The following is a 25,829-nucleotide window of genomic DNA, read 5'->3' on the forward strand; positions in this document are numbered from 1 at the left end:
AGGCTGCTTTATCAAAGTACTCACTGCACCCGAGGCATACCATGTCCAACGTTCGAACAAACAATGTCATCAGCAAAAGCAAAAACCTGCGCCACGGTCATATTTTCTCACCGGCATCGCGTGCCTACTTTGCATGGCTTGCGGGCGATTTGGATGAGGGCGATTTGGATGAGGGCGCTTTGAACCAGCGCGAGAGCGGCAAGTTCTTCCCAAGTCTTGGCGCCGGCATCCTCGACGCCTACGCCCCGGACGATATCGCCAACGCGGCTGCACCACCGGACGGCAAGATCGCCAGCGCTAACCAGCTCACCGGCCTGATGCTCGATGAGCCGGGCACGCACTGGAGAAAACATGAGGTTCGGGGCGGGGATGTTTTAGACATTTCCTGGAACTTCACTGCCAACCACCCCACACGGCGCTGGAACTACTTTATAACGACCGCCGACTGGGACCCTCAGCGAGCATTGGCACGCGATCAATTTGAAGCAGAACCCTTTTACACCGTACAGAACAACCTGCAGCCGTTTTGGGCACACCCTAATGCATTGAGACCGCCATCACCGACCCACCATCAGCTCCCTCTGCCTGAACGTGTGGGCTACCACGTGTTGCTGGCGGTTTGGGAAGTGGCAGACACCCCCATGGCGTTTTACCAGGTGCTGGACCTGGACTTCGTGGACACCGGGTCCGATGAGCGCCCCACCACGCCAGCGGATCTGGCGACCACTGAGGTGACTGACAAACAAGTGGCCTTGTCGTGGAGTGCGTCGAGCGGCACTTACCCTATCGCTTACTATCGACTGACCCGTAACGGCATCACGACCGTCGACATTGAAGCCCCCCTGCTCAACTGGACTGACAACAGCGTCGCTGCGCAAACGCTTTACACCTACTTCATCAGCGCCATCGATGAGAACGGCAATCTTTCGGCCCCCAGCCGTGCCATTGAAGTCAATACGCTGAGTGAAGGAGGAGAAGACGCACCCCCTACACCGCCCAAAAACCTGCACAGCATGGTACAAACCGCGACAGGTGTGAGCCTGATGTGGGGAGCATCCACCAGCCACAGCCCGATAACCCACTACGTCATTTACCGTGACGGGCACGAGATCAAACGGGTGAGCGCAAGCCAGACAACGTTTGAAGACACCGGGCTGACACCGATCACTCAATACCGCTACTTCGTGGCGGCCTTGGATCAACGCGCGCAATGGTCAGTGCCCAGCAATGTGCTGACGGTCAAAACCGACACAGACGAGGGAGGCTCGCAGTACCCGGCCTGGTCACTCAATACGTCCTATAAAAACAACGACCTGGTTAGCCACGAAAAGAAAAACTGGAAGTGCCTGCAAGCGCATATTTCGTACGTTCCAGACTGGGCCCCTGGTAATACGGATACGCTGTGGACTGAAGTCACCAAGCGCACCTGATCACCAGGCGCCAGGCACGATGCCCACTCGCGCCTGGCACAGGGCTTTACTGCTCCAGGCGTGGCGTTTCCTGGCCCAGGCAACGCACGGCTTGTTTCTTGTTGTTCACCAACACACCGGTCAGGCCTTTCTGCTCGGTGTCGAACAGCACGATGATGCCATCGACGCACTGCGCCACTTGGTTGGCCGGGGTCAGCGACACTTTGTAATCTTCACCGGGAATGGTTTTGAGCATCGTGAAGTCGCTGAGCAACAGGGCATCTTCGGGCTTGGCGAAATGCAAATAACCGTAATACCACAGCACACCCACGGTGCCGATGATGGTGCAAATACCGGTGATGATTAGCGGGATGGCGTTACGTTCTTCACTCATGGTTGGCTCTCTGGTTCAACGTTTTTCGAATTCGGGGTGGCGGGGTAATTGGGGATTTCACCCAGGCGCCGCACGCCATTGAAGTGTTGCGGGTCTTGCAGATAACGCAGCATCACGAGACGCCAGGTCGGGTCGGCAAACGTCTGCACATGCCCGCCGCGCGTTAATTGCAGCACCTTGGGCGGGGGCGCAGCTTGATACAACCGGATGCCGTTGGAAAGCGGCACGACCGGGTCATCCACACTGTGGAAGATCAGCATCGGCAGATTACCCATGTCCGGTATCGCGTACAGCGCGCTGTCAGCGTCCGGCACCAGCCACGACAGCGGGACTTGCAGCGGCCACGTCAGCCACCAAGTGCTCAAGGCAAACTGCCCGACCTCACGGTAACTGGCCGGTACGCCGTCAAGCACCAGCGCTGTGACGCGCGCCCGCTGCTGCGGGTGTTTGCTCAAATAGTGAACCCCCATCGCGCCGCCCAGGCTTTGCCCCAGCACAATCAACGGCACACCTTGGGCTTGCGGTTGGTGTTGCAACCAGTCGAACGCCGCGTCGATGTCTTGATACACCTCGGGTAAACGGGCCAAGCCTTGTGACAGGCCGTAACCCCGGTAATCAAGCATCAACACCTGATAGCCCTCGGCGGGTAACCACGCGGCAGCCCCCAAGTGATAAGCCAGGTTGCCACCATTGCCGTGCAAGTGCAGCACCGTGCCCTTGAGCGGCACACCGGGTTTGGCCGGCAACCACCAGCCGTGCAGGCGGGTGCCGTCGCTGGCGGTCAACGTGACGTCGCGGTACGCCAGCCCCGCCGCCGTCGGCGTAACGGGCTGGCCGGGTTCGGGGTAAAACAGCAGCGAGCTGCATCCGCTGAGGGCAAGCAGCAGGCAGAGTGCAGCCAGGGCTTTCATGGAGCAATCCTATTAAAGAGGGGCCTGTCACCCCGCGGGCGCTACCGAAGCGTTACAGGATGTTGGAATAATCCGCTTCGATCCGGTCCAGGCTCAAATGATTGAGGAAGTTGGAGAAGCACATCCAGGCCGCCAGCGCGTTCATGTCACGAAACTGCTCAGGCAAGTATTTGGGCGCCACCACCAGCCCTTCATCCACCAACTGGCGCAGGGTGCGCATGTCTTCCAGCGTGGTCTTGCCACAAAACAACAGCGGCACTTGCTCCAGCTTGCCTTTACGCACGGCCAACTGAATGTAGTTGTAAACCATGATGAAGCCCTTGAGGTAGGACAAGTCTTTGGTGAATGGCAGGCCATTGGGCACTGACCCACGGAATACCCGGCTCGCATTGCCATAGCTTTCAGGCATTTCAAAGCCTTGCTCACGGAAGAACTCATACACCTGCATAAAGTCTGCGCCCTCCTCCACCATGTGAATGGCGCGGGTGCGGTTGGTCAATTTGCGCAAGCGGCTGGGGTAGGAGGCAAAGGTGATGATTTCCATCAAAATTGCCAGCCCCTCCTGCGTCACCGTCGAAGACGGCGGGCCTTTGGCCAGAAAAGTGCAGATCGGTTGGTTCAACCCGTTGAGCGTGGTGCCGACATGCACCAGCCCTTCGTGAACTTCCAGCGCCCGCACATCGCGTTCGTTGAACATCGCATCGGTGCGAATCTTGATGTAGTCCGCACCCGCCGCCGCATCGGCCACGATGCCGTCAGACTCAAAAACGCGGATGGTCTCCTCGGCCTCACCGAACACCTTGTTCAGTCGGCTTTGCAGCATGTTCACCGCGTCTTTTGCGGTCAGGGTTTTGGCTTCGTCTTTAAGCGCGCCGCGATCATCGATGTTGTCCAGATAGTCCGACATCATCAGCCCCAGATCGGCCAGCGTCGGGTCGCCCGCGTGGAACGCATCGGAGGCCGCGCCGTAGAGTTCCTGCGAGATCAGCCCGAAATCTTCAGTGCCACGCGCTTCGAGCATGCGCACCACCATTCGGTACTCTTTGCACATGCGGCGCATGATCTGCCCCACCGGGTTGAACTGACCCAACTGGCGGGTAATATCACGTTCGATGTTCTGAAACTCCAGCTTCACCGCGCCCGAATCAAACGACAGCGGCCGCCCCAGGTAGTAATCGCGGTCCACGGCTGGCATTTGCTTGCCCTTGGCCTTGAGAAACCCCTGACGGATGCTGTCATCCCACTTCACCGCATCCAGCACGCGGATCGGGGTTTGGGCCAGCACGATGCGGTCTGACAAGGTACGAATCGTGCGTTGATAATCGTCCACCCGGTGCTCCTTAGATGTGGGCTGTTACTTGGCCACGCGCTGATAGCGGGCGATTTCGACAAACACGTCGGAGTTCGCCGGGTCATCCAGATAAGCAAACACTTTAGCCGATGGGCTGTTGATCTGTACGCCAGTCCCCTCGGCGGTTTCCACCGTGTCGCCGCTCAACGCGGACTGACCGATGGCCTGACGGATCTGCTCAAGGTCAAGGTCATACACCACCAGTTCGCCTGCGTCGGTCAGTTCAAAGCCATTGAGTGTGTAATCGCCACCCACGTTTGCCGGCAACGCCGCCGAGGCGTACCAACGATTGCCGTGCCGGGCGACGATGAAGGTGTAGCGCTTACGGGCCTTGGGGTCGCCCTTGGGGTAAACCTCGGCTTGATAGCGGGTTTTATCAATGGCACGAATGTTCAAATGGCGCGCCTGCCCCCAGGCGTCTTTGCTGCTCCATTTTCCCAGCAGCGACTGCGGGGCCGTTTGTGCCACCAAAGGGGCTTGCTTGAAGGTGACCAGACAACCGTTCAACAGTAAAAACGAGACTGCCAGAAGCATTACGCGCCAACCTTTCATGCCTGCATCCTTCTATAAAGCGGCCAACACCAAGTGCATGTAGCGCGTGAGGATAGCGAGCCGCTCTGCGTCGACTGCTGGCTGCGCGCCATTGAGTAGGGCCTGATATTCCATCCGACCGATAATCGCCGTCAAGACATTGGCATCCTGCTGCGGCTGTTTGGAACCCAGCACCTGAAAGATCTGACACGTGCCCTGCAAAAATATTTGCTCGTGTGCCCGCACCAGTACGGCCAGCCGAGGGTTAAGCAGCGCGGCCTGATGGAACGCCTGCTCGGCGCGCAACTGGTCACGCCGGGTCAGCAATTGGTGCTCCACATAGTGCGCCGTCATGGCCGCGATTTCATCGGCCAGTTGTGAGCGCGATTGCGGGCTGCCATCGCCGTACGCCACCATTTCGCGCAGCTTGCCCTCAGTGCTTTGCCACAATTTGGCCATAAAGGCCGCACTGCGCTCCACGTACTGGGCGAAGGTATCGTGGATCAGGTCATCGATGTCTTTGAAGTAATAGGTGGTCGCCGAGAGCGGCACGCCCGCCTCGCCAGCGACTGCACGATGGCGCACACCGCGCACGCCATCGCGCAACACAATGCGCATCGCGGCATCCAGAATCAGTTGCCGACGCTGCTCACTGCCATGTCGACTGGCTTTACGGCCTTGATACTGGACGCTACCGGCCACCGCCGTGGCAACATCTACGGCACCGGTTTGTGCCTGGACAAGGTTCACGCATGTTTCCTTTTATTGAAGACGATGGCTGTGCCTGAAATGCGCCCGTTTTGGGCGCAATAGCCGCCTGCGCCAGCGATTGCACGGCATACACCACGGGGCAGCAGGCAATAAAAAGCCGCCCTTGGCGGCGGCTTCTTATTTCGCAACGTTACGCTTGTGGGCGCATGTGCGGGAACAGGATCACGTCGCGGATCGACGGTGAGTTGGTCAACAACATCACCAGACGGTCGATGCCGATACCTTCACCGGCCGTTGGCGGCATGCCGTATTCCAGCGCACGCACAAAGTCAGCGTCGTAGTGCATGGCTTCGTCGTCGCCTGCGTCTTTATCAGCGACCTGAGCCATGAAGCGCTCAGCCTGATCTTCAGCATCGTTGAGCTCGGAGTAAGCATTGGCGATTTCACGACCACCGATAAACAGCTCGAAACGATCGGTCACGTTCGGGTTATCGTCGTTACGGCGTGCCAGTGGCGACACCTCGAACGGGTACTCGGTGATGAAGTGCGGCTGTTCCAGTTTGTGCTCGACCAGTTCTTCGAAAATCATCACCTGCAATTTGCCCAGACCTTCGAAACCCAGCACCTTGGCACCGGCTTTCTTGGCGATGGCGCGCGCCTTGTCGATGTCGTTCAGGTCATCGGCGGTCAGCTCAGGGTTGTACTTGAGGATCGAGTCGAACACCGACAAACGCACAAACGGTTCACCGAAGTGGAACACTTTGTCGCCGTACGGCACGTCGGTGCTGCCCAGAACCAGCTGCGCCAGTTCACGGAACAGCTCTTCGGTCAGGTCCATGTTGTCTTCGTAGTCGGCGTACGCCTGATAGAACTCCAACATGGTGAATTCAGGGTTGTGACGGGTCGACACGCCTTCGTTACGGAAGTTACGGTTGATCTCGAACACTTTTTCAAAGCCGCCGACCACCAGGCGCTTGAGGAACAGCTCTGGCGCGATACGCAGGTACATGTCCATATCAAGGGCGTTGTGGTGGGTTTCGAACGGCTTGGCCGCAGCACCGCCCGGGATGGTTTGCAGCATCGGCGTCTCGACTTCAAGGAAGTCGCGTGCCATCAGGAAGCTGCGGATGTGGGCAATCACTTGCGAACGTACACGGAAGGTGTGACGCACGTCTTCGTTGACGATCAGGTCAACGTAACGCTGGCGATAACGCTGCTCGGTGTCGGTCAGGCCGTGGTGCTTGTCGGGCAGCGGACGCAGGGATTTGGTCAGCAGACGCACGTTGGTCATTTCAACGTACAGGTCGCCTTTGCCGGAACGGGCCAGGGTACCTTCAGCGGCAATGATGTCGCCCAAGTCCCAGGTTTTGACTTCGGCCAGGGTGTCTTCCGGCAGGGTTTTACGGTTGACGTAGACCTGAATGCGACCGCTCATGTCTTGGATCACCATGAACGAGCCACGGTTAAGCATGATGCGACCCGCAACCTTGACCGGGATGGCCGCCTCGGCCAGCTCTTCCTTGGTCGCTTGCGCGTACTGCTTTTGCAGGTCGGCGCAAAGGCTGTCACGGCGGAAGTCGTTCGGGAAGGCATTGCCCTTGGCGCGCTCGGCTGCAAGTTTTTCCTTGCGCAGGGCGATCAGGGCGTTTTCTTCCTGTTGCACATCTTGCGGGTCGAGTTGTTGGTCGCTCATGTCTTAAAAAATTCCATCACAGGTTCGTTGCCCCCGCCTTGCGGCAGGGGGGAGCGGGCGTTGGCGGCCCTCACGGGGCAGCGCCTCAGCGGCGCACTTTACGGGTGTTGCGCGACTTACAGCCCTTGTTTCAGGCTCGCTATCAGGTACTCGTCGATGTCGCCGTCGAGCACTTTGTCGCAATCGCTGCGTTCTATATTGGTACGCAAATCTTTAATGCGCGAAGCATCGAGTACGTACGAACGGATCTGGTGACCCCAGCCGATGTCCGACTTGGTGTCTTCCAGCGCCTGGGAAGCGGCGTTGCGCTTTTGCACTTCCTGCTCGTACAAACGTGCCCGCAGCATTTTCATCGCGGTGTCTTTGTTCGCGTGCTGCGAACGTTCGTTCTGGCAGCTCACCACGGTGTTGGACGGTACGTGGGTAATACGTACGGCCGAGTCGGTGGTGTTTACGTGCTGACCACCCGCACCGGAGGAACGATAGGTGTCGATCCGCAGGTCTGAGGGGTTGATGTCGATTTCGATGTTGTCGTCGATCTCTGGCGAAACGAATACCGCCGAGAACGAGGTGTGACGACGGTTGCCCGAGTCGTACGGGCTTTTGCGTACCAGACGATGGACGCCAATCTCGGTGCGCAACCAACCAAAGGCGTATTCACCCTTGATGTGCACGGTTGCGCCTTTGATCCCGGCCACTTCACCGGCAGACAGTTCCATGATGGTGGCATCGAAGCCGCGCTTGTCGGCCCAGCGCAAATACATCCGCAAAAGGATATTGGCCCAGTCTTGCGCTTCGGTGCCGCCCGAGCCTGCCTGGATGTCCAGGTAAGCGTTGTTGGCGTCCATCTCACCACTGAACATGCGGCGAAATTCGAGTTTTTCAAGGGACTCGCGCAGACGTTCAACCTCAGCGGCAACGTCATCCACAGCGGCCTGATCTTCTTCCTCGGCAGCCATCAGCAGCAGGTCTTTGGCATCGGCCAGACCGGTGTGCATCTCATCGAGGGTTTCTACAATTTGCGCCAATAATGAGCGCTCGCGTCCCAGTTCCTGGGCGTACGAAGGGTTGTTCCAGACACTCGGATCTTCAAGCTCGCGATTGACTTCGGTCAGACGCTCATGCTTTTGATCGTAGTCAAAGATACCCCCGAATGGTTTCGGAGCGCTCTGACAGGTCCTTGATGCTGTTAAGGATCGGGTTGATTTCCATGGCGGACTGCACTCGTAGGCGATTTTTACAAAGCCAAAGAGTATACCGAAAATATACCGTTACAGCAGCCCGCCCGGCGGCCTTATATGGGCCATTTGCCGCAGCCCGCAAGGCGCAACACGTCAATGACGGCGCCCTACGAGGCATACAGCACACCGCGAATTTGCAGCTGGCGCGCCACAATAAACAGGCGAAGTCACATCACAACTACAGCTTGGGAATAGTTACCCAACTTTAGAGAAATGGACTACCCGGCGTTTCATTGCACATCACAACAAGCTCGCTATACCTAACCAGTACGGCCTTTAACGCGCTGCTGTCGCGTGATAACACCCCGTGGGCTGACCGTACAAACAAGCACCAGGAGCAAGGCAATGGAAAACCTGAGGTGTGGCCCACAAGGCTTTCAACGCAATTCACGGCAGGTCAACAAACGCTGCCTGGAGCTACTGCTGTCATTGGCAACGCCCCAGGGTAATGTGCTGGATGTCGGCTGTGGCACCGGCAACAGCCTGCTGTTTGTGGATTTGAACAACATCGAACAGTACATCGGCATCGATCAATCCAAGGACAAAATTACCTATGCCAACCTGGTGCATGCCGCGCCCAACGTGCGTTTTATCATCAGTGACTTTCTGACGTACTCCCTGGACCACTTTTCGCCCTTTGATGCCGTCGTTTGCGCGGCCTGCTTGCAAGGGTTTATTCCACAAGAACAAACCGTGATCGACAAACTGTCGGCCGCCATCAGGCCCGGGGGTGACTTGTTTTTGTCCTGCGCGCTGGATTTCGATTACTTGCCGGACGAGCGTTTTATACAAGAGCGAGCCTTGATGGAGATCCGCCATCAATACCCCTGCATCACTGAACCGGTGGTGTTTGATGACTTCAGGTTCAGCCGCCGGGACATTCTGGACACCCTGCACGACTTTGACATGGTGCGCGCACAGCGCATTGAGGAAACCGTCGAGTTTGAGAACTTCAGCGACTTCAGGGACTGGCATTGGGGCGCCAGTACGCAGGTACGCCGCCAGTTCGACGAAACTATCCGCGAACAGGCGATCACTGACTACTACCAAACGCTGTATGCACACTACTGCGCTGGCCGTTATAAAACGGCGTACTCCACCGGGCTGATGCTGCTCAGAAAGAAAGGCGACTAACGCCCGGCCCGGGCTGCATCTGCACGCACAGACGCAGCCTGCGCCAGCAGCTACGGGGAGCCTGACGAGAGTTCGCTTACTCGATACCCACTTGGTTGCGCCCGTTGTTTTTGGCCAGGTACAACCCCTTGTCCGCCGCCGAAATCAATTCGCGGCAATTGCCGCTGTGTTGCGGCGTGAGCGTGGCCAGCCCAATGCTGATCGTGAGGCTGCTGCCCTCGGCGGGCGAGATGTGTGCAATCTTCAACGCCGCAACGGCCTGACGCAGTTTTTCTGCTACCAGGCGTGCTCCGCCCTGAGAGGTGTTGGGCAGCACGATGGCAAACTCTTCACCGCCGTAACGCGCAGGCAAGTCGGAGGGTCGACTGCTGGCATCGCGGATGGAGGCGGCCACTTTGCGCAACGCTTCATCACCGTCCAGATGGCCAAAGGTGTCGTTGAACGACTTGAAGTAGTCCACGTCGATCATCAGCAACGACAACTGGGTTTGTTCACGCAAAGCACGCCGCCATTCCAGTTCAAGGTACTCGTCAAAGTGACGACGATTGGACAGCCCGGTCAGGCCGTCAGAGTTCATCAACCGTTGCAGCACCAGGTTGGTGTCCAACAGTTGCTGCTGGCTCACCCGCAGCGCACGGTAGGCCGCATCGCGCTGCAACAGCGTCATGTAGGAGCGCGAGTGATAGCGAATGCGCGCCACCAGCTCGATGTTGTCGGGCAGTTTCACCAAATAGTCATTGGCCCCTGCCGCAAAGGCCGCGCTCTTGATCAGCGGGTCCTCTTTGGTGGAGAGCACAATAATGGGGATGTCTTTGGTCGCCGGATGATTGCGGTATTCGCGCACCAGCGTCAGGCCGTCGAGGCCGGGCATCACCAGATCCTGCAAAATCACGGTCGGTTTGATGCGAATGGCTTGCGCGATGGCCTGGTGCGGGTCGGCACAAAAGTGGAAGTCGATGTTTTGCTCAAGGGCCAACCCCCGGCGCACGGCCTCGCCGATCATCGCCTGATCGTCGACCAGCAACACCATCGCTGCGTTTTCGTCGTTTTTGACGTCGTCCAACTGCAAGTCATTCATGCGCGTTCACCTGAATTACCACCTTCAAGCCAGTCCTGCCGGGGTTTGTCACTCATTTGCCAAATATCTCCAGCAAGCGTGGCGCAATCTTGTCCAAGGGTCGAATTTCAACCGCGGCATCAATCGCCGCGGCCGCTTTGGGCATGCCGTATACCGAGCTGCTCTGTTGGTCCTGGGCAATGGTCAAAAAGCCTTGCTGGCGCATGAGTTTGAGCCCTTGCGCGCCATCACGGCCCATACCGGTCAGCAGCACCCCCACGGCCTCGCCATTCCAGAACCTGGCAACACTCTCGAAGAACACATCAATCGAGGGCCGATAAATTTCGTTCACCGGCTCTGCCGTGTAGGCCAGCGTGCCGTTTTTCAAGAGCCGGATATGGTGGTTGGTGCCGGCCAGCAACACCGTGCCGGGCTGGGGCGCTTCACCATCGCGGGCCAAACGTACATCGACCCCGCACGAGCTGCTGAGCCATTCGGCCATACCGGCTGCAAACACCTGATCAACGTGCTGAACCAGTACAATCGCCGCCTCAAACTGCCTCGGCAGCCCTGTTAGCAGTGTTTCGAGGGCGGCTGGCCCTCCCGCCGATGAACCAATGGCCACTAGACCGTGGCGCATGCTGTGCTGACGTGGCGGGGTGTCCACCGGTTTTACCCGTTTGTCGGGTTGGCCCACCAACCAGCCAATGTTCAAGATTTTACGCAGCAACGGCGCGGCGGCCTCTCTGGCGTTACCCGCGCCCAAAGCCGGTGTGTCCACCACATCCAGCGCGCCAAAGCCCATGGCTTCGAACACACGGTGCACATTTTGCTGACGGTCGACCGTCACGATCACAATCGCACAGGGGCTTTCTGCCATGATCCGGCGGGTGGCTTCCACACCGTCCATGACCGGCATGATCAGGTCCATCAAGATCAAGTCAGGGGTGTTTTCGGCGCACAGCAAAACCGCTTCTGCGCCGTCTCGCGCCACCCAGATCACCTGATGGGCCGGCTCGAATGCCAACGCCCGGCGCAAGGCTTCAACCGCCATGGGCATGTCGTTGACGATGGCAATTCTCATGTCTGGGCTCCTCCAATGAGCTCAACCACTGCATCGAGCAGCGCATCGTCATGGAAACTGGCTTTGGCTAAATAGTAGTCGGCTCCTGCGTCCAGGCCGCGCCGACGGTCTTCTTCACGATCTTTATAGGACACCACCATCACCGGCATCGACTGCAAACGGTTATCGCGGCGTAACAAGGTCACCAACTCGATACCGTCCATGCGTGGCATGTCGATGTCGGTAATCAACAAATCGAAGTGTTCAGCACGCAATGCATTCCAGCCGTCCATGCCATCGACCGCCACCGCCACTTCATAGCCGCGATTGAGCAGCAACTTGCGTTGTAGCTCACGCACGGTGAGCGAATCGTCGACCACCAAAATACGCTTGCGGGCCAATTCGGCCGTGTGCCGATTACGCCGGTCAATACGCTCAAGACGCCCGGTATTGAGCAGTTTGTCGACAGACCGCAGCATGTCTTCGACGTCAACGATCAGCACCGGCGAGCCGTCATCAAGCAACGCACCGGCCGAAATATCCTGCACCTTGCCCAGACGCGGATCGAGGGGCAATACGACCAACGTGCGCTCGCCGATAAAACGCTCCACCGCCACCCCGTAGACCACATCGCGCTCGCGAATCACCACCACTTTGAGGGTTTCGTCATCGTTCTGGCTGGGCGGGCGTTGCAGCAACTGGCTGGCGGCGACCAAGCCTACGTGGCGGCCCTCATGCCAAAAATGCTGGCGCCCTTCGAGCTGTACGATGTCGTCGGGTTGCAGATCGCGCATGCGTTCGATATGCGCCAGCGGGAAGGCGTAGGCTTCGTCGCCGACCTCCACCACCAGGCTGCGCACCACCGACAAGGTCAGCGGCACTTCCAAATGGAAACGGCTGCCCTGCCCCCCCGTTTGCTCCAGCACAATCGCCCCGCGTAGCAGGCGCACCATGTGCTGCACGGCGTCCAGCCCCACCCCGCGCCCGGACACTTCGGTCACGGTGTCGCGCAGGCTGAAGCCGGGCAAAAACAGAAAGGTCAGCAGCTCTTCTTCACTGAGCTGGGCGGCCGTGGATTCGGTCGAAAGCTGGCGCTCGACGATGGTGCGGCGCAAGCGTTCAAGGTCCACCCCCGCGCCGTCATCGCTCAATTCCAGCACCAGCAAACCGGCCTGATGCGAGGCTCGCAAGCGAATCAGCCCTTCAACCGGTTTACCCGCCAACAACCGCTGCTCGGGCAACTCGATGCCGTGATCAACCGCGTTACGCAGCAAATGGGTAAGGGGTGCCTCGAGCTTTTCCAATACGTCGCGGTCAACCTGGGTTTTTTCGCCTTCAATTTCCAGGCGTATCTGCTTGCCCAGGCTGCGGCCCAGGTCACGCACCATGCGCTCTTGCCCGGCCAATACATCGGCGAAGGGCCGCATGCGGCATGCCAGCGCCGTGTCATACAGCAACTGCGCGCGCTGGCTCGCCTGCCAGCCGAACTCGTCCAGCTCAGCGGTCTGCTCACTGAGCACGTGCTGTGATTCGGCCAACAAGCGCCGGGCCTCAGCCAAGGCTTCTTGCGCCTCATGGCTCAGACCGACCACTTTGAGTTGATCACCGAGGCTGTCCAACGCCCGCAGGCTGGTGCTCTGGATCCGCTTAAGGCGCTGCAACGTGGCCAGATAAGGCTTGAGCCGCTGGGTTTCGACCAGCGACTTACTGGATAAATCCAGCAAGCTGTTGAGGCGCTCTGCGGTGACGCGCAGTACCCGCTCGCCACTTTCCGTGCGCCGTTGCGGACGCTGTGCAGGTTCAGCCGCCAGCGGCGGCTCGAACGTGGGTTGCGGCGCCTGCGGCTGGGGTGCCAGCAGCAGTTGCGACACATCAAAAACCGGGGCTACCACTGGCGCGGGAATTTGCGAGGGATCGAGCAGGCGATTCATCAGCGCCACATAGGCCTCGACATCCGCCGCGCTGACCGTGTTGCCCGGTGTTGCAATGCGCATCAACAGGTCAGTGCCTTGCAACAAGGCATCAATGTGCTCAGGCAACAGGTACAAGCGGCCTTCCTGAGCGCTGACCAGGCAATCCTCCATCACATGAGAGACGCTGACCCCGGCATCCACCCCGACAATGCGCGCTGCACCTTTGAGCGAATGCGCCGCGCGCATGCACGCTTCAAGCTGATCGGCCTGAGTCGGGTTGCGCTCCAGCGCCAGTAAACCCGCATTCAGTACTTGAGTTTGGGTTTCAGCCTCCAGGCTGAACAGCTCCAGCAACGAGGCATCGCGCATTTGCTCGGGGGTCATGTGAGGCTCCGGGTAATGGCGCTGAGCAATTGCTCTTCATCCAGCCAGCGCAGGCTGCGGGCCTTGTACGGCAACACACCCCGGGTGAATTTGGCGCTGGCGTGCTCGCCCGAGAGCGATGCGGTGTTTAACACCCGTTGTTCAATGTTATGAATGCCGTCGACTTCATCCACCGGCAGCACCACCGGCCCGCCCGGCGCGGCCACAATCAGCATGCGCGGCATCACCCGCTGTGATGCCGTCACGCTCACGGTCACGGTCGGGTCCAGCCCCAGCAATTCGACCAGCGACAGGCAAGGCACCAGCGTACCCCGCACGTTGGCAACGCCCAACAAGGCACGCGAACGCTGGTGGGGCAACGAATGGATCGACTGCATCGGCGCCACCTCGTCCAGGCAACCGGTGGCCAGTCCCAACCATTCACCGCCCATGCGAAACATCATCAGCGAACGTGTCGCCACTTTATGTTCAAGGTCGGGCGCAGCGGCAAGGTCTTGGCCGTCCTGCTCAAATGAATAGCGATCAAGCAAGCGGGTTGCCGCTGCCGAGTACACCGAACAGTTGCGACAGTGAATATGCTCAGTCAATAACGGGCAGGATTTATTGCCATAAACACCGATGCGGTTCCAGCAATCATCAATCGCCAGGGCTTCGGTGTGGATCAAGCTTTGGGCTGTTAAACCGTTCATTGTTTACGCTCACTCTGAACCGAACGCTCATTGCGCGCAGCTCGGGCCTGCAAACGCTGGGCACCGGCGACATCGCCCAACGAGGCCAGCAACGCGGCCAACTGCGCCAGCGCCTGGGCATGTTGAGGTTCCAGATACAACGCCTTGCGATAGAACGCTTGCGCCTGGGCGGTCTGCCCTTCGACATCACTGAGCAGGCCCAACCAATAAAACACCTGCGCCTGCGGGCCGTGGCGTTGCAAGCTCAGCTCACAAGCGGCCCGCGCTTGGCGGCTATTACCTTCATTGGCCAGCGTGGCGATTTTTTCGAGCAATTGCGCGGGTTCGTCCAACGTGGGCGCTGACGGCTGCGTGAGCGTTTGCGGGCGGGCAATAAAGGGGCGACTGACGGGCGCTGTGAGCGGCGGCAAAGGCCGCGCTTGCGGCTTGCGCTCCACCCGTGGGGGCATCACCGCAGGCGGCGGCTCCTGGCTGTGGCAAAACGCAAACGACTGCGGCGCATTGATTGAGCGCATGCCCAACCCGTTGAGCAGGCTGCCCTCGGCCGGGCCGATAAACAACACACCATCGGTACGCGTCATGCGTTTGAGCGCGTCCAGTGCTTGCTTCTGCGTTATGAGATCGAAGTAAATCAGCAGATTGCGGCAAAACACGAAGTCATACGCGGGTTGGTTGGCCATCAGTGCAGGGTCGAGCAGGTTACCCACATGGAACGTGATCTGCTCACGCACCCGCGCGCACAGCTGATAGCCGTCCTCCTCAAGGGTGAAATAGCGCTCACGAAATTCGATGTTCTGCCCGCGAAATGAGTTTTTGCCATACACCGCCCGCTGGGCGCGCTGCACCGACAGCGGGCTGACATCCAGCGCATCGACCTTGAACTGATGCGCGGCAAAGCCTGCGTCAAACATCGCCATCGCAATCGAATAAGGCTCTTCGCCGGTAGAACACGGCAGGCTCAAAATGCGCAGCACCCGTGGGCTGCTGTGCGCCGCCAGACGCTCGCGGGCCAGCCGTCCCAGCGTGACAAAGGATTCGGGATAACGGAAAAACCAGGTCTCGGGCACGATCACTGATTCGATCAGCGCTTGCTGCTCGTCCTGCGAGCTATTGAGCCACTGCCAATACTGATCGTGGTCGGCCATGTTCAATGCCGTACACCGCTGGCGCACGGCCCGCTCAATAATCGCCGGCCCTACTGACGCCACATCCAGACCGATCTGACGTTTAAGAAAGTCAAAAAAACGCTGATCAGCACTCATGCGCGGGCCTGCCCAGACAGATCGGGGTCCGCGTCAGTGAACAACAAACCGCGTACTGCTGGCGTTAGCAGGTCGTTGACGCGAATCCACTGCAACAACCCCTGCGCATCTTTGCGCACCGGTCCCAAATAAGGTGCCTCGCGGTTATCCAGCCCATAGGGCTGAAAGTCCGCCGGGTTGCAGCGCAACATCTCGTTGGCCTGCTCCAGCACCAGCCCCAACAAACGGCCCTGATAATTGACCAACACCAGGCGGGTACTGGTGCGCTCGACGGCCGGTTGGCCAAAGGTCATGGCACTCACATCAATCACCGGCACCATCTGGCCACGATGCGCAAACACCCCTGCCACCCACGCGGGCGCATGGGCGATGGGTTTAAGCGGCAAACGCGGCAACACTTCAACCACGTCGATAGCCTGTAAGGCATAGCGCTCGGCGCCAATATAAAACACCAGAAAAAGGCTGTTTTTCGACGCTTTGGCGACTTCGCGCGGGGCGAGAGGTTCGCTCATCAGACTTTGAATCGCGAAACGCCGCTGCGCAGCCCGACCGCCACCTGGCTCAGCTCGTCAATGGCAAAGCTGGCCTGGCGCAAGGACTCAACGGTCTGGCTGCTGGCATCGCCCAACTGCACCAGCGCATGGTTGATCTGCTCGGCGCCGGTGGCTTGTGCCTGCATGCCTTCATTGACCATCAACACACGAGGCGCGAGGGCCTGCACCTGATGAATGATCTGTGACAACTGCTCGCCCACCTGCTGCACCTCGGACATGCCACGGCGCACCTCTTCGGAAAACTTGTCCATGCCCATCACACCCGCCGACACGGCGGACTGAATCTCACGCACCATTTGCTCAATGTCATACGTGGCCACGGCCGTCTGGTCAGCCAAGCGGCGCACTTCGGTGGCCACCACGGCAAAGCCGCGTCCGTATTCACCGGCTTTCTCGGCCTCAATCGCAGCGTTGAGCGACAGCAGGTTGGTTTGGTCGGCCACTTTAACGATGGTCACCACCACCTGATTAATATTGCCGGCCTTCTCGTTCAGAATCGCCAGCTTGGCGTTCACCAGATCGGCCGCCCCCATGACCTGATGCATGGTGTCTTCCATCCGCGCCAGGCCCTGTTGCCCGGAACCGGCCAAAATCGAGGCTTGGTCGGCCGCCGACGTGACTTCGGTCATGGTACGTACCAGATCACGCGAGGTGGCCGCGATTTCGCGCGACGTGGCGCCGATTTCAGTGGTGGTGGCGGCGGTTTCAGTGGCGGTGGCCTGTTGCTGCTTGGAGGTGGCGGCGATTTCAGTGACCGACGTCGTGACCTGCACCGAGGAGCGCTGGGCCTGAGACACCAGCGCCGTCAATTCGGCCATCATGTCGTTGAAGCCAGTTTCGACAGCGCCGAACTCGTCTTTACGCTCCAGGTTCAGGCGCTTGCTCAAGTCACCGGAACGCATCACTTCGAGGATCGACACAATGCGCTGCATCGGCGACATAATCGCGCGCAGCAACAGGAAGCCGCACACACTGGCCGCGATCACGGCAATCAGCACTGACACCAGCATGCTGGCCTTGGCCGCCAGCACCGCGTCAGAAATGTTGTTGCTGGCATGAATGGCCGAGTTTTGGTTGTCTTCAATCACTTTATTGAGTTGCTGACGGCCTGCGTTCCACGCGGGCGTCAGTTGCTCTACCAGCAGGCGCCGAGCTTGATCCATGTCGTTCTTTTCGAACAGCGCGACCACCGTGTCCAGCGAGGCGTCGTAGGCTTTATGGCGCACTAAAAACGCTTCATATTCCGACTCATCCGTGCCGTCGCTGATGGTCGAGCGATAACCGGCCAGTTCTTTTTCCAGACGAGCTTCATAGGACGTGTAGAGGTCTTTTTCCTCTTTGGTGAGCGGGCGACCGGTTACATCATTCATCAGGTGCAAGGTCTGAACGTAACTGTCGACCCAGGCACTGCGGATCATGGAGCTGTAATACAAACCGGGAATGGAGTCGGTGCGCACTTTCTCTTCACTGGTTTCAATCGAGACCAGGCGTGAATACGCTGCGACGATCATCAACAGCATGATGGCAATGATTACGGCAAAGCTCGCCAAGATGCGTTGGCGTAACGTCCAGTTCTTCACAGTCGATCCTCGGGTGCCGTTCAAATGAAGGGGAGTATAGCCGAGGGTGCAGGATGATTCGCACGAGGTTTGAGACCGATCTCACATGGATCAGGTAAAAAACTTACCTAGGATTACATCTGTAATCGCCAAGGCGACATCATCAGGGCGTTCTACCGCCAGGCCGCCACCTCATGTGGCGGCGAGCGGCTTGGCACACAGCCGCTTGAGGTGGGTTGCAGGCGCCAGCCCAGCACGCTGAGCACGTCACAGCCATCACGCAGTCACATCGCTGGCGTGGTGGCCAAGTGTTTGAGGTCGATGGCGTGTGTGAAACCTCCCGAAAACCCGTGATCCCCAGGTGGCTTACTGCTGCTTTTAGCGATGCAACTGCCGTCACTCAAATGGGTTGAACGACGAAGATCCTCACAGGAGGCTGAGCGCAGGTGCTGTTGCGGGGGCACGCCGTGACGGGCCATCCTTGGCCCGACACGTCTGTCCCGAAGGGGCGGGTAGATCAAAAGCCACGTCAAAAGCAGATCTAAAGCAGGTCGCGGACTGCGCGTGTCTTTGCGACGCTACCCTAAGCAAATCCTCACCCTTAAGCCTGTTTAACCTGCTTTTCAAGTTCGTTTTTCAACGCCGGATCAAGCTTTAGCTGCCTGGCCAGTTCATCCAGATACGAACGTTCCATGAAGCTGTCTTCATCCACCAGCATCACGCTGGCGATGTACATTTCAGCCGCCATTTCCGGCGTGCTCGCCGCGAGGGCCACTTCGGCCGGGTCCAACGGTTTGATCAGCTCGGCTTGCAGCCACTCCTGTGTCTTGGGGTCGTTGTTACATTTGCTGAACTCGCCCTCGATCAGTTGACGCTCACGGTCGTCAATGTGGCCATCGGCCTTGGCCGCCGCGATTAACGCTTTAAGGATGGCCCGGCTGTGCTGCTCAACTTGCGGTGGCGGCAGGCGATCAACGGTTTGCGGCTCGGTTTGGGGCGCGCTGCCCTGGTTGGCCTGCCAGTTGCCATAGGCTTTGTAGGCCAACACGCCCAAAGCCGCCAAACCACCGTAGGTGATGGCCTTGCCGCCAATTTTGCGCGCGCTTTTGTTGCCCAGCAGCAGGCCCATTGCGCCCGCCGCCAACGCTCCACCGCCCGCACCCGAAAGCAAGCCGCCCAACCCGCCAGCGCCGCCCAACAGGCCGCCTAACCCGCCTTTGTCAGCTCCCGCGCTGCTTTTGGCAGCACCGGTTTTGTTCTGTAACAATTCCTGGCCAGACTTGAGTAACTGATCGAGTAATCCACGAGTGTTCATACAAGGCCTCTAGCAACGGGGTTAAGGAAAAAAGCAGGCCGACAGAGTAGTGCCCCATCAGCGGCTATGGTCAGTTCGATTGCTTCCAGATGTTGCGCCGCGTAGGCCAGGCCCACATTAAGTGCAGCCGATAACGCCCTGCCCCGCAGCGTTATCAGACACTCCTCCAGCGCAAATCGCACAGCGGCGTTTCAATCACGCAGGTCCGATTCATGAATCGGTTGATCGCGATGGGTCGCCCGCTGGTATTGGGCAGGCCAGGTGGCCTGTTTGCCGCCCAGGTCGTCATCGGCGTGCAAGGCCCAGTAAGGGTCGCGCAGCAGTTCACGCGCCAGCAGGATCAAGTCGGCCTGACCGGTGCGCAATATATGCTCGGCCTGCGCCGGCTCGGTGATCATGCCTACCGTGCCGGTAGCGATGCCTGACTCTTTGCGAATGCGCTCGGCAAAGCGCGTCTGGTAACCCGGCCCCACGGGGATTTCTGCGTTGGCCGCGGTGCCGCCCGATGACACGTCAATCAGGTCCACACCCAACGCTTTGAGGCGCCGCGCCAGTTCAACGGTTTCGTCGGGGTTCCAGCCGTCTTCCACCCAGTCGGTGGCCGAGACCCGCACGAATAACGGCAGCTCTTGTGGCCACACTTCACGCACCGCTTCGGTGACTTGCAGGACCAGACGAATACGGTTTTCGAAGGAGCCGCCGTACTGGTCGCGGCGCTGGTTGCTCAACGGCGAGAGGAATTGATGCAGCAAGTAACCATGCGCGGCGTGCACCTCAACCACTGAAAAACCCGCCTCTAACGCACGTTTGGCGGCGTCGACAAAGGCTTGAATCACGTCCTGAATCTGACCCTCGTCCAGTTGGGTGGGTGCGGTGTGTTGGGGGTCGAAGGCGATGGGCGATGGCCCCACCGGCACCCAGCCGCCCTCTTCGACTTTCACGCTGCCGTGCTTGCCCAACCACGGGCGATGGGTGCTGGCCTTGCGTCCGGCGTGAGCCAATTGGATACCTGCGACCGCGCCTTGTGCCCGAATGAAGCGGGTGATGCGTTGCAGCGGTTCAATGTGTTGGTCATCCCACAACCCAAGGTCTTGGGCGGTGATGCGGCCATCGGCGGTGACGGCGGTGGCCTCGGTGAAGACCAGCCCCGCGCCACCCACCGCACGGCTGCCCAGGTGCACCAGGTGCCAGTCATTGGCCAAGCCGTCGACGCTGGAGTATTGGCACATCGGCGAGACCGCGATGCGGTTAGGAAAGATCAATTGGCGCAGGGAATAGGGTTCGAGCAGCAGGCTCATGGGTCACCTCTCATTTCAGTGGGCGGGCTCCAAGCTGCTCAGACCCGTGTTGGCGACCAAGCAGTACCCAGAGACTAGTCGACAACACTGAAAGAGGTGGGGTTCACATTCAGGCAGAGGCCTCAATAAATCACCGAGGGTTAGCGCGGCTCAATATGGGCAATCATTAATTGCACGGTTTCATTGCCACGAAACTCGTTGAGGTCCAGTTTGTAGGCCAGCTCTACAAAACGGATGGTCGGGTTGGGCCACACCTCACGGTCGATGCCAAACGCGATGCCATCGAGTTTCACGCTGCCGCATTCGGTTTTGAGCACCACTTTCAAATGTCGCTCACCGACAATGCGCTGTTCGACTAGCTGAAAAACACCGTGGAACAACGGCTCCGGGAAGTGCTGCCCCCACGGCCCGGCCGTGCGTAACGCCCGTGCCAGTTCGAGGTGGAACTCTTCGACGGCCAGGCTGCCATCTGACAACAGGCGCCCGGTCAGGTCTTCTTCACGCAGCTGGCGACGCACTTCGGCATCGAACGCCTGTGCAAACAGCTCAAAATTGGCCACCGGCAATGTCAGGCCCGCCGCCATAGCGTGCCCGCCGTATTTGGCGATCAAATCTGGATGCTGGGCGGCAACCACACTCAGTGCATCGCGAATATGAAAGCCCGGCACCGAGCGCCCAGAACCTTTGAGCACGCCATCGCCCGCATCGGCAAAGGCAAACGTGGGGCGGAAATAACGCTCTTTCAGGCGCGAAGCCAAAATCCCGATCACGCCCTGGTGCCATTGCGGGTCAAAGAGGCACAAACCAAAGGGCATTGAATCGAGCGGCAGCTCTTTAAGCTGGGCCAGTGCTTCGCGTTGCATGCCTTGCTCGATGGCTTTGCGGTCCTGGTTCATTTCGTCCAGTTGCACGGCCATCGCCCGCGCCGCGTTGGCGTCGTCGGTGAGCAGGCATTCGATGCCCAGGCTCATGTCGTCCAATCGTCCTGCCGCGTTCAAACGCGGGCCGAGGATAAAACCCAGGTCGGTAGAGGTGATGCGCGAGTGATCGCGCTTGGCCACTTCCAGAATGGCTTTAAGCCCCGGCCGCGCGCGCCCGGCGCGAATGCGTTCAAGCCCTTGGTGCACCAAAATGCGGTTATTGGCGTCCAGCGGCACCACGTCGGCCACGCTGCCCAGTGCCACCAGGTCCAGCAACTCGGCAATGTTCGGCATCTTGCTGTCTTGATAGCGGCCCAGGTCTTTCAAACGGGCACGCAGGGCGATCAGCACATAAAAGATCACGCCCACTCCCGCCAACGCTTTGCTGGGGAACGCGCAACCGGGCTGGTTGGGGTTGACGATAGCGTCAGCCGCCGGCAGTTCGGTGCCCGGCAAGTGGTGGTCGGTGACCAGCACGCTCAGCCCTGCCCGTTTCGCTGCGGCCACACCGTCAACGCTGGAGATGCCGTTGTCGACAGTGATCAGCAGGTGCGGCTCGCGGGTCAAGGCCACTTCGACGATTTCCGGGGTCAGGCCGTAGCCGTATTCAAACCGGTTAGGCACCAGGTAATCGACATGGGCGGCACCCAACAAACGCAGCCCCAGCATGCCGACCGTACTGGCCGTGGCGCCGTCGGCGTCAAAGTCACCCACGATGAGGATGCGCTGGCGCTGATCCAGTGCCACCACCAGCAAATCCACTGCGGCATCAATGCCTTTAAGTTGCTGAAACGGGATCAGGCGCGCCAGGCTTTTGTCCAGTTCCGCTTCAGATTGCACACCTCGTGCGGCGTACAACCGTGTGAGCAACGTCGGCATTTCGCCCAAAAAAGGCAGGATGTGTGGCAATGGGCGAGGTTCGATGCGCATAAGCGGGTGAAGAGTCTCTGTTACTGAAGATTGAATTGTGCAGCGTGTGCGGCTTAGCCGCGCTCGCCCGTCAGCCATTGCAATTGCACTTCGTGCTGGCCACGGTCATCGGTCACAAAGATCGTGCCTTCGCTGATCATCACGTCCCACTTGATGACCCGAGGCATATCTTTGGCCAAGGTTTCGAGCACTTCTTGGGGCACGGCGGCGACATTGACGTTTTTCAGGTTTTTGATCGCCGGGATCACTTTGCCTTCCCATACGCGCAGGCTGCCATAGGCCAGCAAGCTGGTGCGCTCGGTGCGACGCGAACACCAGGTCAGACGGTCGGCATCTGGCTGGCCGACTTCGATCCAGTGCAGCACCCGGTCATCCAGGCTTTTTTCCCACAGCGCGGGTTCGTCTACATCAGACAGCCCACGGCCGAAGGACAGTTGCTCGTTGTACCAAAAGGCGTACGCCAACAAACGCACAGTCATACGCTCTTCGGTCTCCGAAGGGTGACGGGCGATGGTCTGTTTTACGCTCTCATACACACCGCGATCGAGATCGGTGAGGTTGAGTTCAAATTTGTACGTGGTGGACGGCTGGGCCATGAACGGGCTTCTTGATACAGAGAAAGGCGCCAAGTCTAACCGATACGTCCGTGTTCAACGAACTCTGCGGCTTCTTGCAGGCACTGTCCTATGTTAAAACGCTGTACCCGCTCGCTCCCGGACAAGGATTACTTATGCCGCTCACCGCCAAACCCCTTTCGGGCCTCAAAGTCGTTGAACTGGGAACCCTGATTGCCGGCCCCTTTGCTTCGCGCATTTGCGCCGAGTTCGGCGCGCAGGTGATCAAGGTCGAGTCCCCGGATGGCGGCGATCCCTTGCGCAAGTGGCGCAAGTTGTACGAAGGCACGTCGCTGTGGTGGTTTGTGCAGGCGCGTAACAAAAAATCCCTGACGCTGAACCTTAAACACCCTGACGGCTTGAACGTCCTCAAAGAACTGCTGGCCGACGCCGACATTTTGATCGAGAACTTTCGCCCCGGTGTACTCGAAAAACTTGGCCTGGGATGGGACGTGTTGCACGCACTGAACCCAAAACTGGTGATGGTGCGCTTGTCGGGCTTTGGCCAAACCGGGCCGATGAAAGACCAACCGGGGTTTGGCGCGGTCGGCGAGTCGATGGGCGGCTTGCGGTACATCACAGGTTTTGAGGACCGGCCACCGGTGCGAACCGGCATTTCCATCGGCGACTCGATTGCCGCGCTGTGGGGGGTGATTGGTGCGTTGATGGCACTGCGTCATCGTGAAGTGAATGGCGGTCTGGGCCAAGTGGTGGATGTGGCCTTGTATGAAGCCATTTTCGCGATGATGGAAAGCATGGTTCCCGAGTTCGATGTGTTCGGTTTTATTCGCGAACGCACCGGGAACATCATGCCAGGCATTACCCCCTCCTCGATTCATACCAGCCTGGACGGTAAACACGTGCAGATCGGGGCCAACGGCGACGCCATTTTCAAACGTTTCATGCACACACTGGGGCGCGACGATTTAGCCAATGACCCGGCGCTGGCCAGTAACGATGGGCGCGACGTGCGCCGCGATGAGTTGTATGGGGTGATTGATCGTTGGGTCGCCTCATTACCGCTTGAGACCGTGCTTGAACAGTTGAATGCGGCACAAGTGCCAGCCAGCCGCATTTTTTCAGCTGAAGACATGTTCACCGACCCGCAATTTTTGGCACGCGAAATGTTTTTGCACGCCAAACTACCGGACGGCAAAGACTTTAAAATGCCTGGCATTGTGCCCAGGCTGTCCGAGACGCCCGGTTCAGCCGATTGGGTGGGCCCTGAACTGGGTGCCCACAATCATGAGGTATTGGCCGCGCTGGGTTATGACGCGCACGCCATTGCAGAACTCAAGCGCTCGGGCGCCATTTAGTCCGAATGCCGATCGCCATTTTTAGAGGCTGTTTAAGGAGATCAGCACAATGACCATTCGCTCACAGCGGCGAAACCTGTGGGCAGGGCTTATCGCATGGATCGTGTTGATGGGGTCGCCCGCCAGCCACGCAGCCGAAAAACTCATTTGGCTAATGCGTGATTTACCGCCCTTGACGGTGTTTGAGGGCCCACAAAAAGGACACGGGGTGATCGACCAGCTCATGCCGTTTCTGATCGCCAACCTGCCCCGATATGAGCACGAGGTGGTGAAGGTCAATCGGGCACGCGCCCTGCAAATGCTTGAAGGCACAGCACTGGCCTGTGATCCGGCACTGGTATGGAACCCGGCCCGCGCTCGTTCAATTGTTTATTCCACCCCCATTATGGGTTTGCACAGCAATGGCCTGGTGATTCGACGCAGTGACCAGGCACTGCTTGCGCCGTTTGTCAGCGATCAAACGGTCGAGCTCAAAAACATGCTCAATGCGCAGGCCATCAGGCTGGGTATTGTTGCCAAGCGCAGCTACGGGGTCTGGATAGACGAACAACTGGCACAAGGCGAAACCGACGCCGTCTTCATCCATTACGGTAACGATGCCTTGGGCAGCCTGCTGCAAATGCAACAGGCGGGGCGAATAGGCGCCATTTTGGGCTACTGGCCCGAAATTCAGTCAAAAGCCCGTCAGCAAGGCCTGTCACTCGAGAACCTGGTGTTTTATCGCATTCACGGCGCACCCACTTACCAGCCCATTTACATCGGCTGTACGGCGACACCGGCAGGACGTGAGGCGATGATCAGCATTAACCATGCGCTGAGAAAAATTGACCCGCAGGCGCTGTTCGACTCACAAACCCAATGGCAAGCGCCTGACCAGCACGATGATTATCTGAACGCACGGCCCGTGCCGCTTCAGCCGCTATTGCCCCGCTGAAAAAATCCAAAAAAAACCCCGAGCCGTGGGGTGTCGACTCGGGGTTTAACAGGATCAAATTGATCCGCTCGACAGGCTACAAGCATCGGAGCAAAACGCCTGACCCTGTCGATGAAAAATCTGACAGGTATATCGGAATAAAGGTTCCCAGCCTTGCCGATGAAATGCTCAATAGCGACAGGATCTGAAATTGGCCACCTGGTATTTCTCAAGCAACTGATTCAAACGGTTCAAAGTGACGGGCTTTGACAGGCAACCCAACACCTTGAGCCCTTGCCTGTGGGCGTCGCGTGCCGCCATCTCGACGATATGGGGCGCGGCACAACTTTGAATAATTAACGCCGACGCGTGCTGCTTAGCGGCCAACTCACTGATCAGCTCCACCCCCGATGCATCTTCCAGATACAGATCGCAAATGGCGATATCAATGGCTCCGCGTACGGCCAGGGAACTGCGCGCAGACTCAATGCTTGAAGCCGTCATCACATCAAAAATGCGGCATGCATTCAGCATCTGGTGCATGACCATTAACTGGAAAGGGTTGTCTTCAAGGATCAATATTTTGAGAGTTCGCATCATGAGCCTTCGGCCGGCTGAATGGTTTCACCGTGAAGACGCACTTTAGTGGCCTCAACATGGACGAGGT

The 25,829-nt window shown here is 58.8% G+C and carries 23 protein-coding genes; 4 read left to right on the forward strand and 19 right to left on the reverse strand.

Going from position 1 to position 25,829, the window contains the following annotated elements; genetic code table 11:
- Positions 1 to 41: 41 nt before the first annotated feature.
- Complete coding sequence (locus ACP7A4_RS10475) at positions 42 to 1,430, forward strand: lytic polysaccharide monooxygenase (protein WP_426246692.1); 1,389 nt, start codon at positions 42 to 44, stop codon at positions 1,428 to 1,430.
- Positions 1,431 to 1,476: 46 nt separating this feature from the next.
- Here the strand turns inward: ACP7A4_RS10475 and ACP7A4_RS10480 are convergent, their stop codons facing one another.
- The 7 genes from ACP7A4_RS10480 to prfB all read right to left on the reverse strand — a co-directional run bounded on the left by ACP7A4_RS10480 (position 1,477) and on the right by prfB (position 8,212).
- The gene (locus tag ACP7A4_RS10480; RefSeq protein ID WP_059764474.1) at positions 1,477 to 1,803 is read right to left on the reverse strand and encodes a hypothetical protein; all 327 of its coding nucleotides are present in this window, start codon (positions 1,801 to 1,803) and stop codon (positions 1,477 to 1,479) included.
- Positions 1,800 to 2,714, reverse strand: a complete 915-nt coding sequence (locus ACP7A4_RS10485) for an alpha/beta hydrolase (RefSeq protein ID WP_426246694.1) — start codon at positions 2,712 to 2,714, stop codon at positions 1,800 to 1,802. Before ACP7A4_RS10485 ends, ACP7A4_RS10480 begins: the two co-directional genes overlap by 4 nt.
- Before the next feature lie 52 nt (positions 2,715 to 2,766).
- Positions 2,767 to 4,044: a flavohemoglobin expression-modulating QEGLA motif protein gene (locus tag ACP7A4_RS10490; RefSeq protein WP_203303239.1), complete on the reverse strand. Its 1,278-nt coding sequence runs from the start codon at positions 4,042 to 4,044 to the stop codon at positions 2,767 to 2,769.
- A gap of 24 nt (positions 4,045 to 4,068) precedes the next feature.
- On the reverse strand, positions 4,069 to 4,617 hold the full coding sequence (locus ACP7A4_RS10495; protein ID WP_426246697.1) for a hypothetical protein: 549 nt from the start codon (positions 4,615 to 4,617) through the stop codon (positions 4,069 to 4,071).
- A 12-nt stretch (positions 4,618 to 4,629) separates the two neighbouring features.
- Entirely contained in the window at positions 4,630 to 5,346 is a 717-nt protein-coding gene (locus ACP7A4_RS10500) for a TetR family transcriptional regulator (RefSeq protein ID WP_203303240.1), read from the reverse strand.
- Positions 5,347 to 5,497: 151 nt separating this feature from the next.
- Positions 5,498 to 7,000 carry a lysine--tRNA ligase gene (gene lysS, locus ACP7A4_RS10505; protein ID WP_059764463.1) on the reverse strand — a complete coding sequence of 501 codons (1,503 nt, stop codon included), beginning with the start codon at positions 6,998 to 7,000 and terminating at the stop codon, positions 5,498 to 5,500.
- A gap of 116 nt (positions 7,001 to 7,116) precedes the next feature.
- Positions 7,117 to 8,212 (reverse strand): peptide chain release factor 2 gene (gene prfB, locus ACP7A4_RS10510; RefSeq protein ID WP_120752346.1). Its coding sequence is split into 2 segments (ribosomal slippage): positions 7,117 to 8,139 and positions 8,141 to 8,212, totalling 1,095 coding nucleotides; the frame shifts between segments, so codons are not numbered across the junction.
- 374 nt (positions 8,213 to 8,586) lie between these two features.
- On the opposite strand from prfB, the gene ACP7A4_RS10515 reads away from it, so the two are divergent.
- On the forward strand, positions 8,587 to 9,375 hold the full coding sequence (locus tag ACP7A4_RS10515; RefSeq protein ID WP_059764459.1) for a class I SAM-dependent methyltransferase: 789 nt from the start codon (positions 8,587 to 8,589) through the stop codon (positions 9,373 to 9,375).
- Between the two features lie 76 nt (positions 9,376 to 9,451).
- Here the strand turns inward: ACP7A4_RS10515 and ACP7A4_RS10520 are convergent, their stop codons facing one another.
- The 11 genes from ACP7A4_RS10520 to ACP7A4_RS10570 form a co-directional block, all read right to left on the reverse strand.
- A complete protein-coding gene (locus tag ACP7A4_RS10520) occupies positions 9,452 to 10,453 on the reverse strand; it encodes a response regulator (protein WP_059764457.1) in 1,002 nt (333 codons plus the stop codon).
- 52 nt (positions 10,454 to 10,505) lie between these two features.
- Positions 10,506 to 11,516 carry a chemotaxis response regulator protein-glutamate methylesterase gene (locus tag ACP7A4_RS10525; RefSeq protein ID WP_203303241.1) on the reverse strand — a complete coding sequence of 337 codons (1,011 nt, stop codon included), beginning with the start codon at positions 11,514 to 11,516 and terminating at the stop codon, positions 10,506 to 10,508.
- Positions 11,513 to 13,792, reverse strand: coding sequence for a hybrid sensor histidine kinase/response regulator (locus ACP7A4_RS10530; RefSeq protein ID WP_426246701.1), 2,280 nt, complete (start codon positions 13,790 to 13,792; stop codon positions 11,513 to 11,515). The genes ACP7A4_RS10525 and ACP7A4_RS10530 overlap by 4 nt, the downstream gene beginning before the upstream one ends.
- Positions 13,789 to 14,481, reverse strand: a complete 693-nt coding sequence (locus ACP7A4_RS10535) for a chemotaxis protein CheW (RefSeq protein WP_426246703.1) — start codon at positions 14,479 to 14,481, stop codon at positions 13,789 to 13,791. Before ACP7A4_RS10535 ends, ACP7A4_RS10530 begins: the two co-directional genes overlap by 4 nt.
- On the reverse strand, positions 14,478 to 15,743 hold the full coding sequence (locus tag ACP7A4_RS10540; protein WP_426246705.1) for a CheR family methyltransferase: 1,266 nt from the start codon (positions 15,741 to 15,743) through the stop codon (positions 14,478 to 14,480). Before ACP7A4_RS10540 ends, ACP7A4_RS10535 begins: the two co-directional genes overlap by 4 nt.
- The gene (locus ACP7A4_RS10545) at positions 15,740 to 16,255 is read right to left on the reverse strand and encodes a chemotaxis protein CheW (protein WP_426246707.1); all 516 of its coding nucleotides are present in this window, start codon (positions 16,253 to 16,255) and stop codon (positions 15,740 to 15,742) included. Before ACP7A4_RS10545 ends, ACP7A4_RS10540 begins: the two co-directional genes overlap by 4 nt.
- Positions 16,255 to 17,877: a methyl-accepting chemotaxis protein gene (locus ACP7A4_RS10550; protein ID WP_059764444.1), complete on the reverse strand. Its 1,623-nt coding sequence runs from the start codon at positions 17,875 to 17,877 to the stop codon at positions 16,255 to 16,257. The genes ACP7A4_RS10545 and ACP7A4_RS10550 overlap by 1 nt, the downstream gene beginning before the upstream one ends.
- Before the next feature lie 580 nt (positions 17,878 to 18,457).
- Entirely contained in the window at positions 18,458 to 19,171 is a 714-nt protein-coding gene (locus ACP7A4_RS10555) for a tellurite resistance TerB family protein (protein WP_426246709.1), read from the reverse strand.
- 191 nt (positions 19,172 to 19,362) lie between these two features.
- Positions 19,363 to 20,469: an NADH:flavin oxidoreductase/NADH oxidase gene (locus ACP7A4_RS10560; RefSeq protein WP_059764441.1), complete on the reverse strand. Its 1,107-nt coding sequence runs from the start codon at positions 20,467 to 20,469 to the stop codon at positions 19,363 to 19,365.
- 140 nt (positions 20,470 to 20,609) lie between these two features.
- A complete protein-coding gene (recJ, locus tag ACP7A4_RS10565) occupies positions 20,610 to 22,319 on the reverse strand; it encodes a single-stranded-DNA-specific exonuclease RecJ (protein WP_048363306.1) in 1,710 nt (569 codons plus the stop codon).
- 53 nt (positions 22,320 to 22,372) lie between these two features.
- Positions 22,373 to 22,915, reverse strand: a complete 543-nt coding sequence (locus tag ACP7A4_RS10570) for a YaeQ family protein (protein ID WP_059764439.1) — start codon at positions 22,913 to 22,915, stop codon at positions 22,373 to 22,375.
- 134 nt (positions 22,916 to 23,049) lie between these two features.
- Between ACP7A4_RS10570 and ACP7A4_RS10575 the strand changes: the two genes are divergently transcribed.
- A complete protein-coding gene (locus tag ACP7A4_RS10575; protein ID WP_426246712.1) occupies positions 23,050 to 24,249 on the forward strand; it encodes a CaiB/BaiF CoA transferase family protein in 1,200 nt (399 codons plus the stop codon).
- Between the two features lie 49 nt (positions 24,250 to 24,298).
- Positions 24,299 to 25,183, forward strand: coding sequence for a TIGR02285 family protein (locus tag ACP7A4_RS10580; RefSeq protein ID WP_203303247.1), 885 nt, complete (start codon positions 24,299 to 24,301; stop codon positions 25,181 to 25,183).
- Positions 25,184 to 25,351: 168 nt separating this feature from the next.
- Here the strand turns inward: ACP7A4_RS10580 and ACP7A4_RS10585 are convergent, their stop codons facing one another.
- On the reverse strand, positions 25,352 to 25,762 hold the full coding sequence (locus ACP7A4_RS10585; protein WP_426246714.1) for a response regulator: 411 nt from the start codon (positions 25,760 to 25,762) through the stop codon (positions 25,352 to 25,354).
- Positions 25,763 to 25,829: the final 67 nt, after the last annotated feature.

This window comes from Pseudomonas sp. TWR3-1-1, assembly GCF_049896545.1.
GTDB classification, from domain to species: Bacteria; Pseudomonadota; Gammaproteobacteria; order Pseudomonadales; family Pseudomonadaceae; genus Aquipseudomonas; species Aquipseudomonas weihenstephanensis.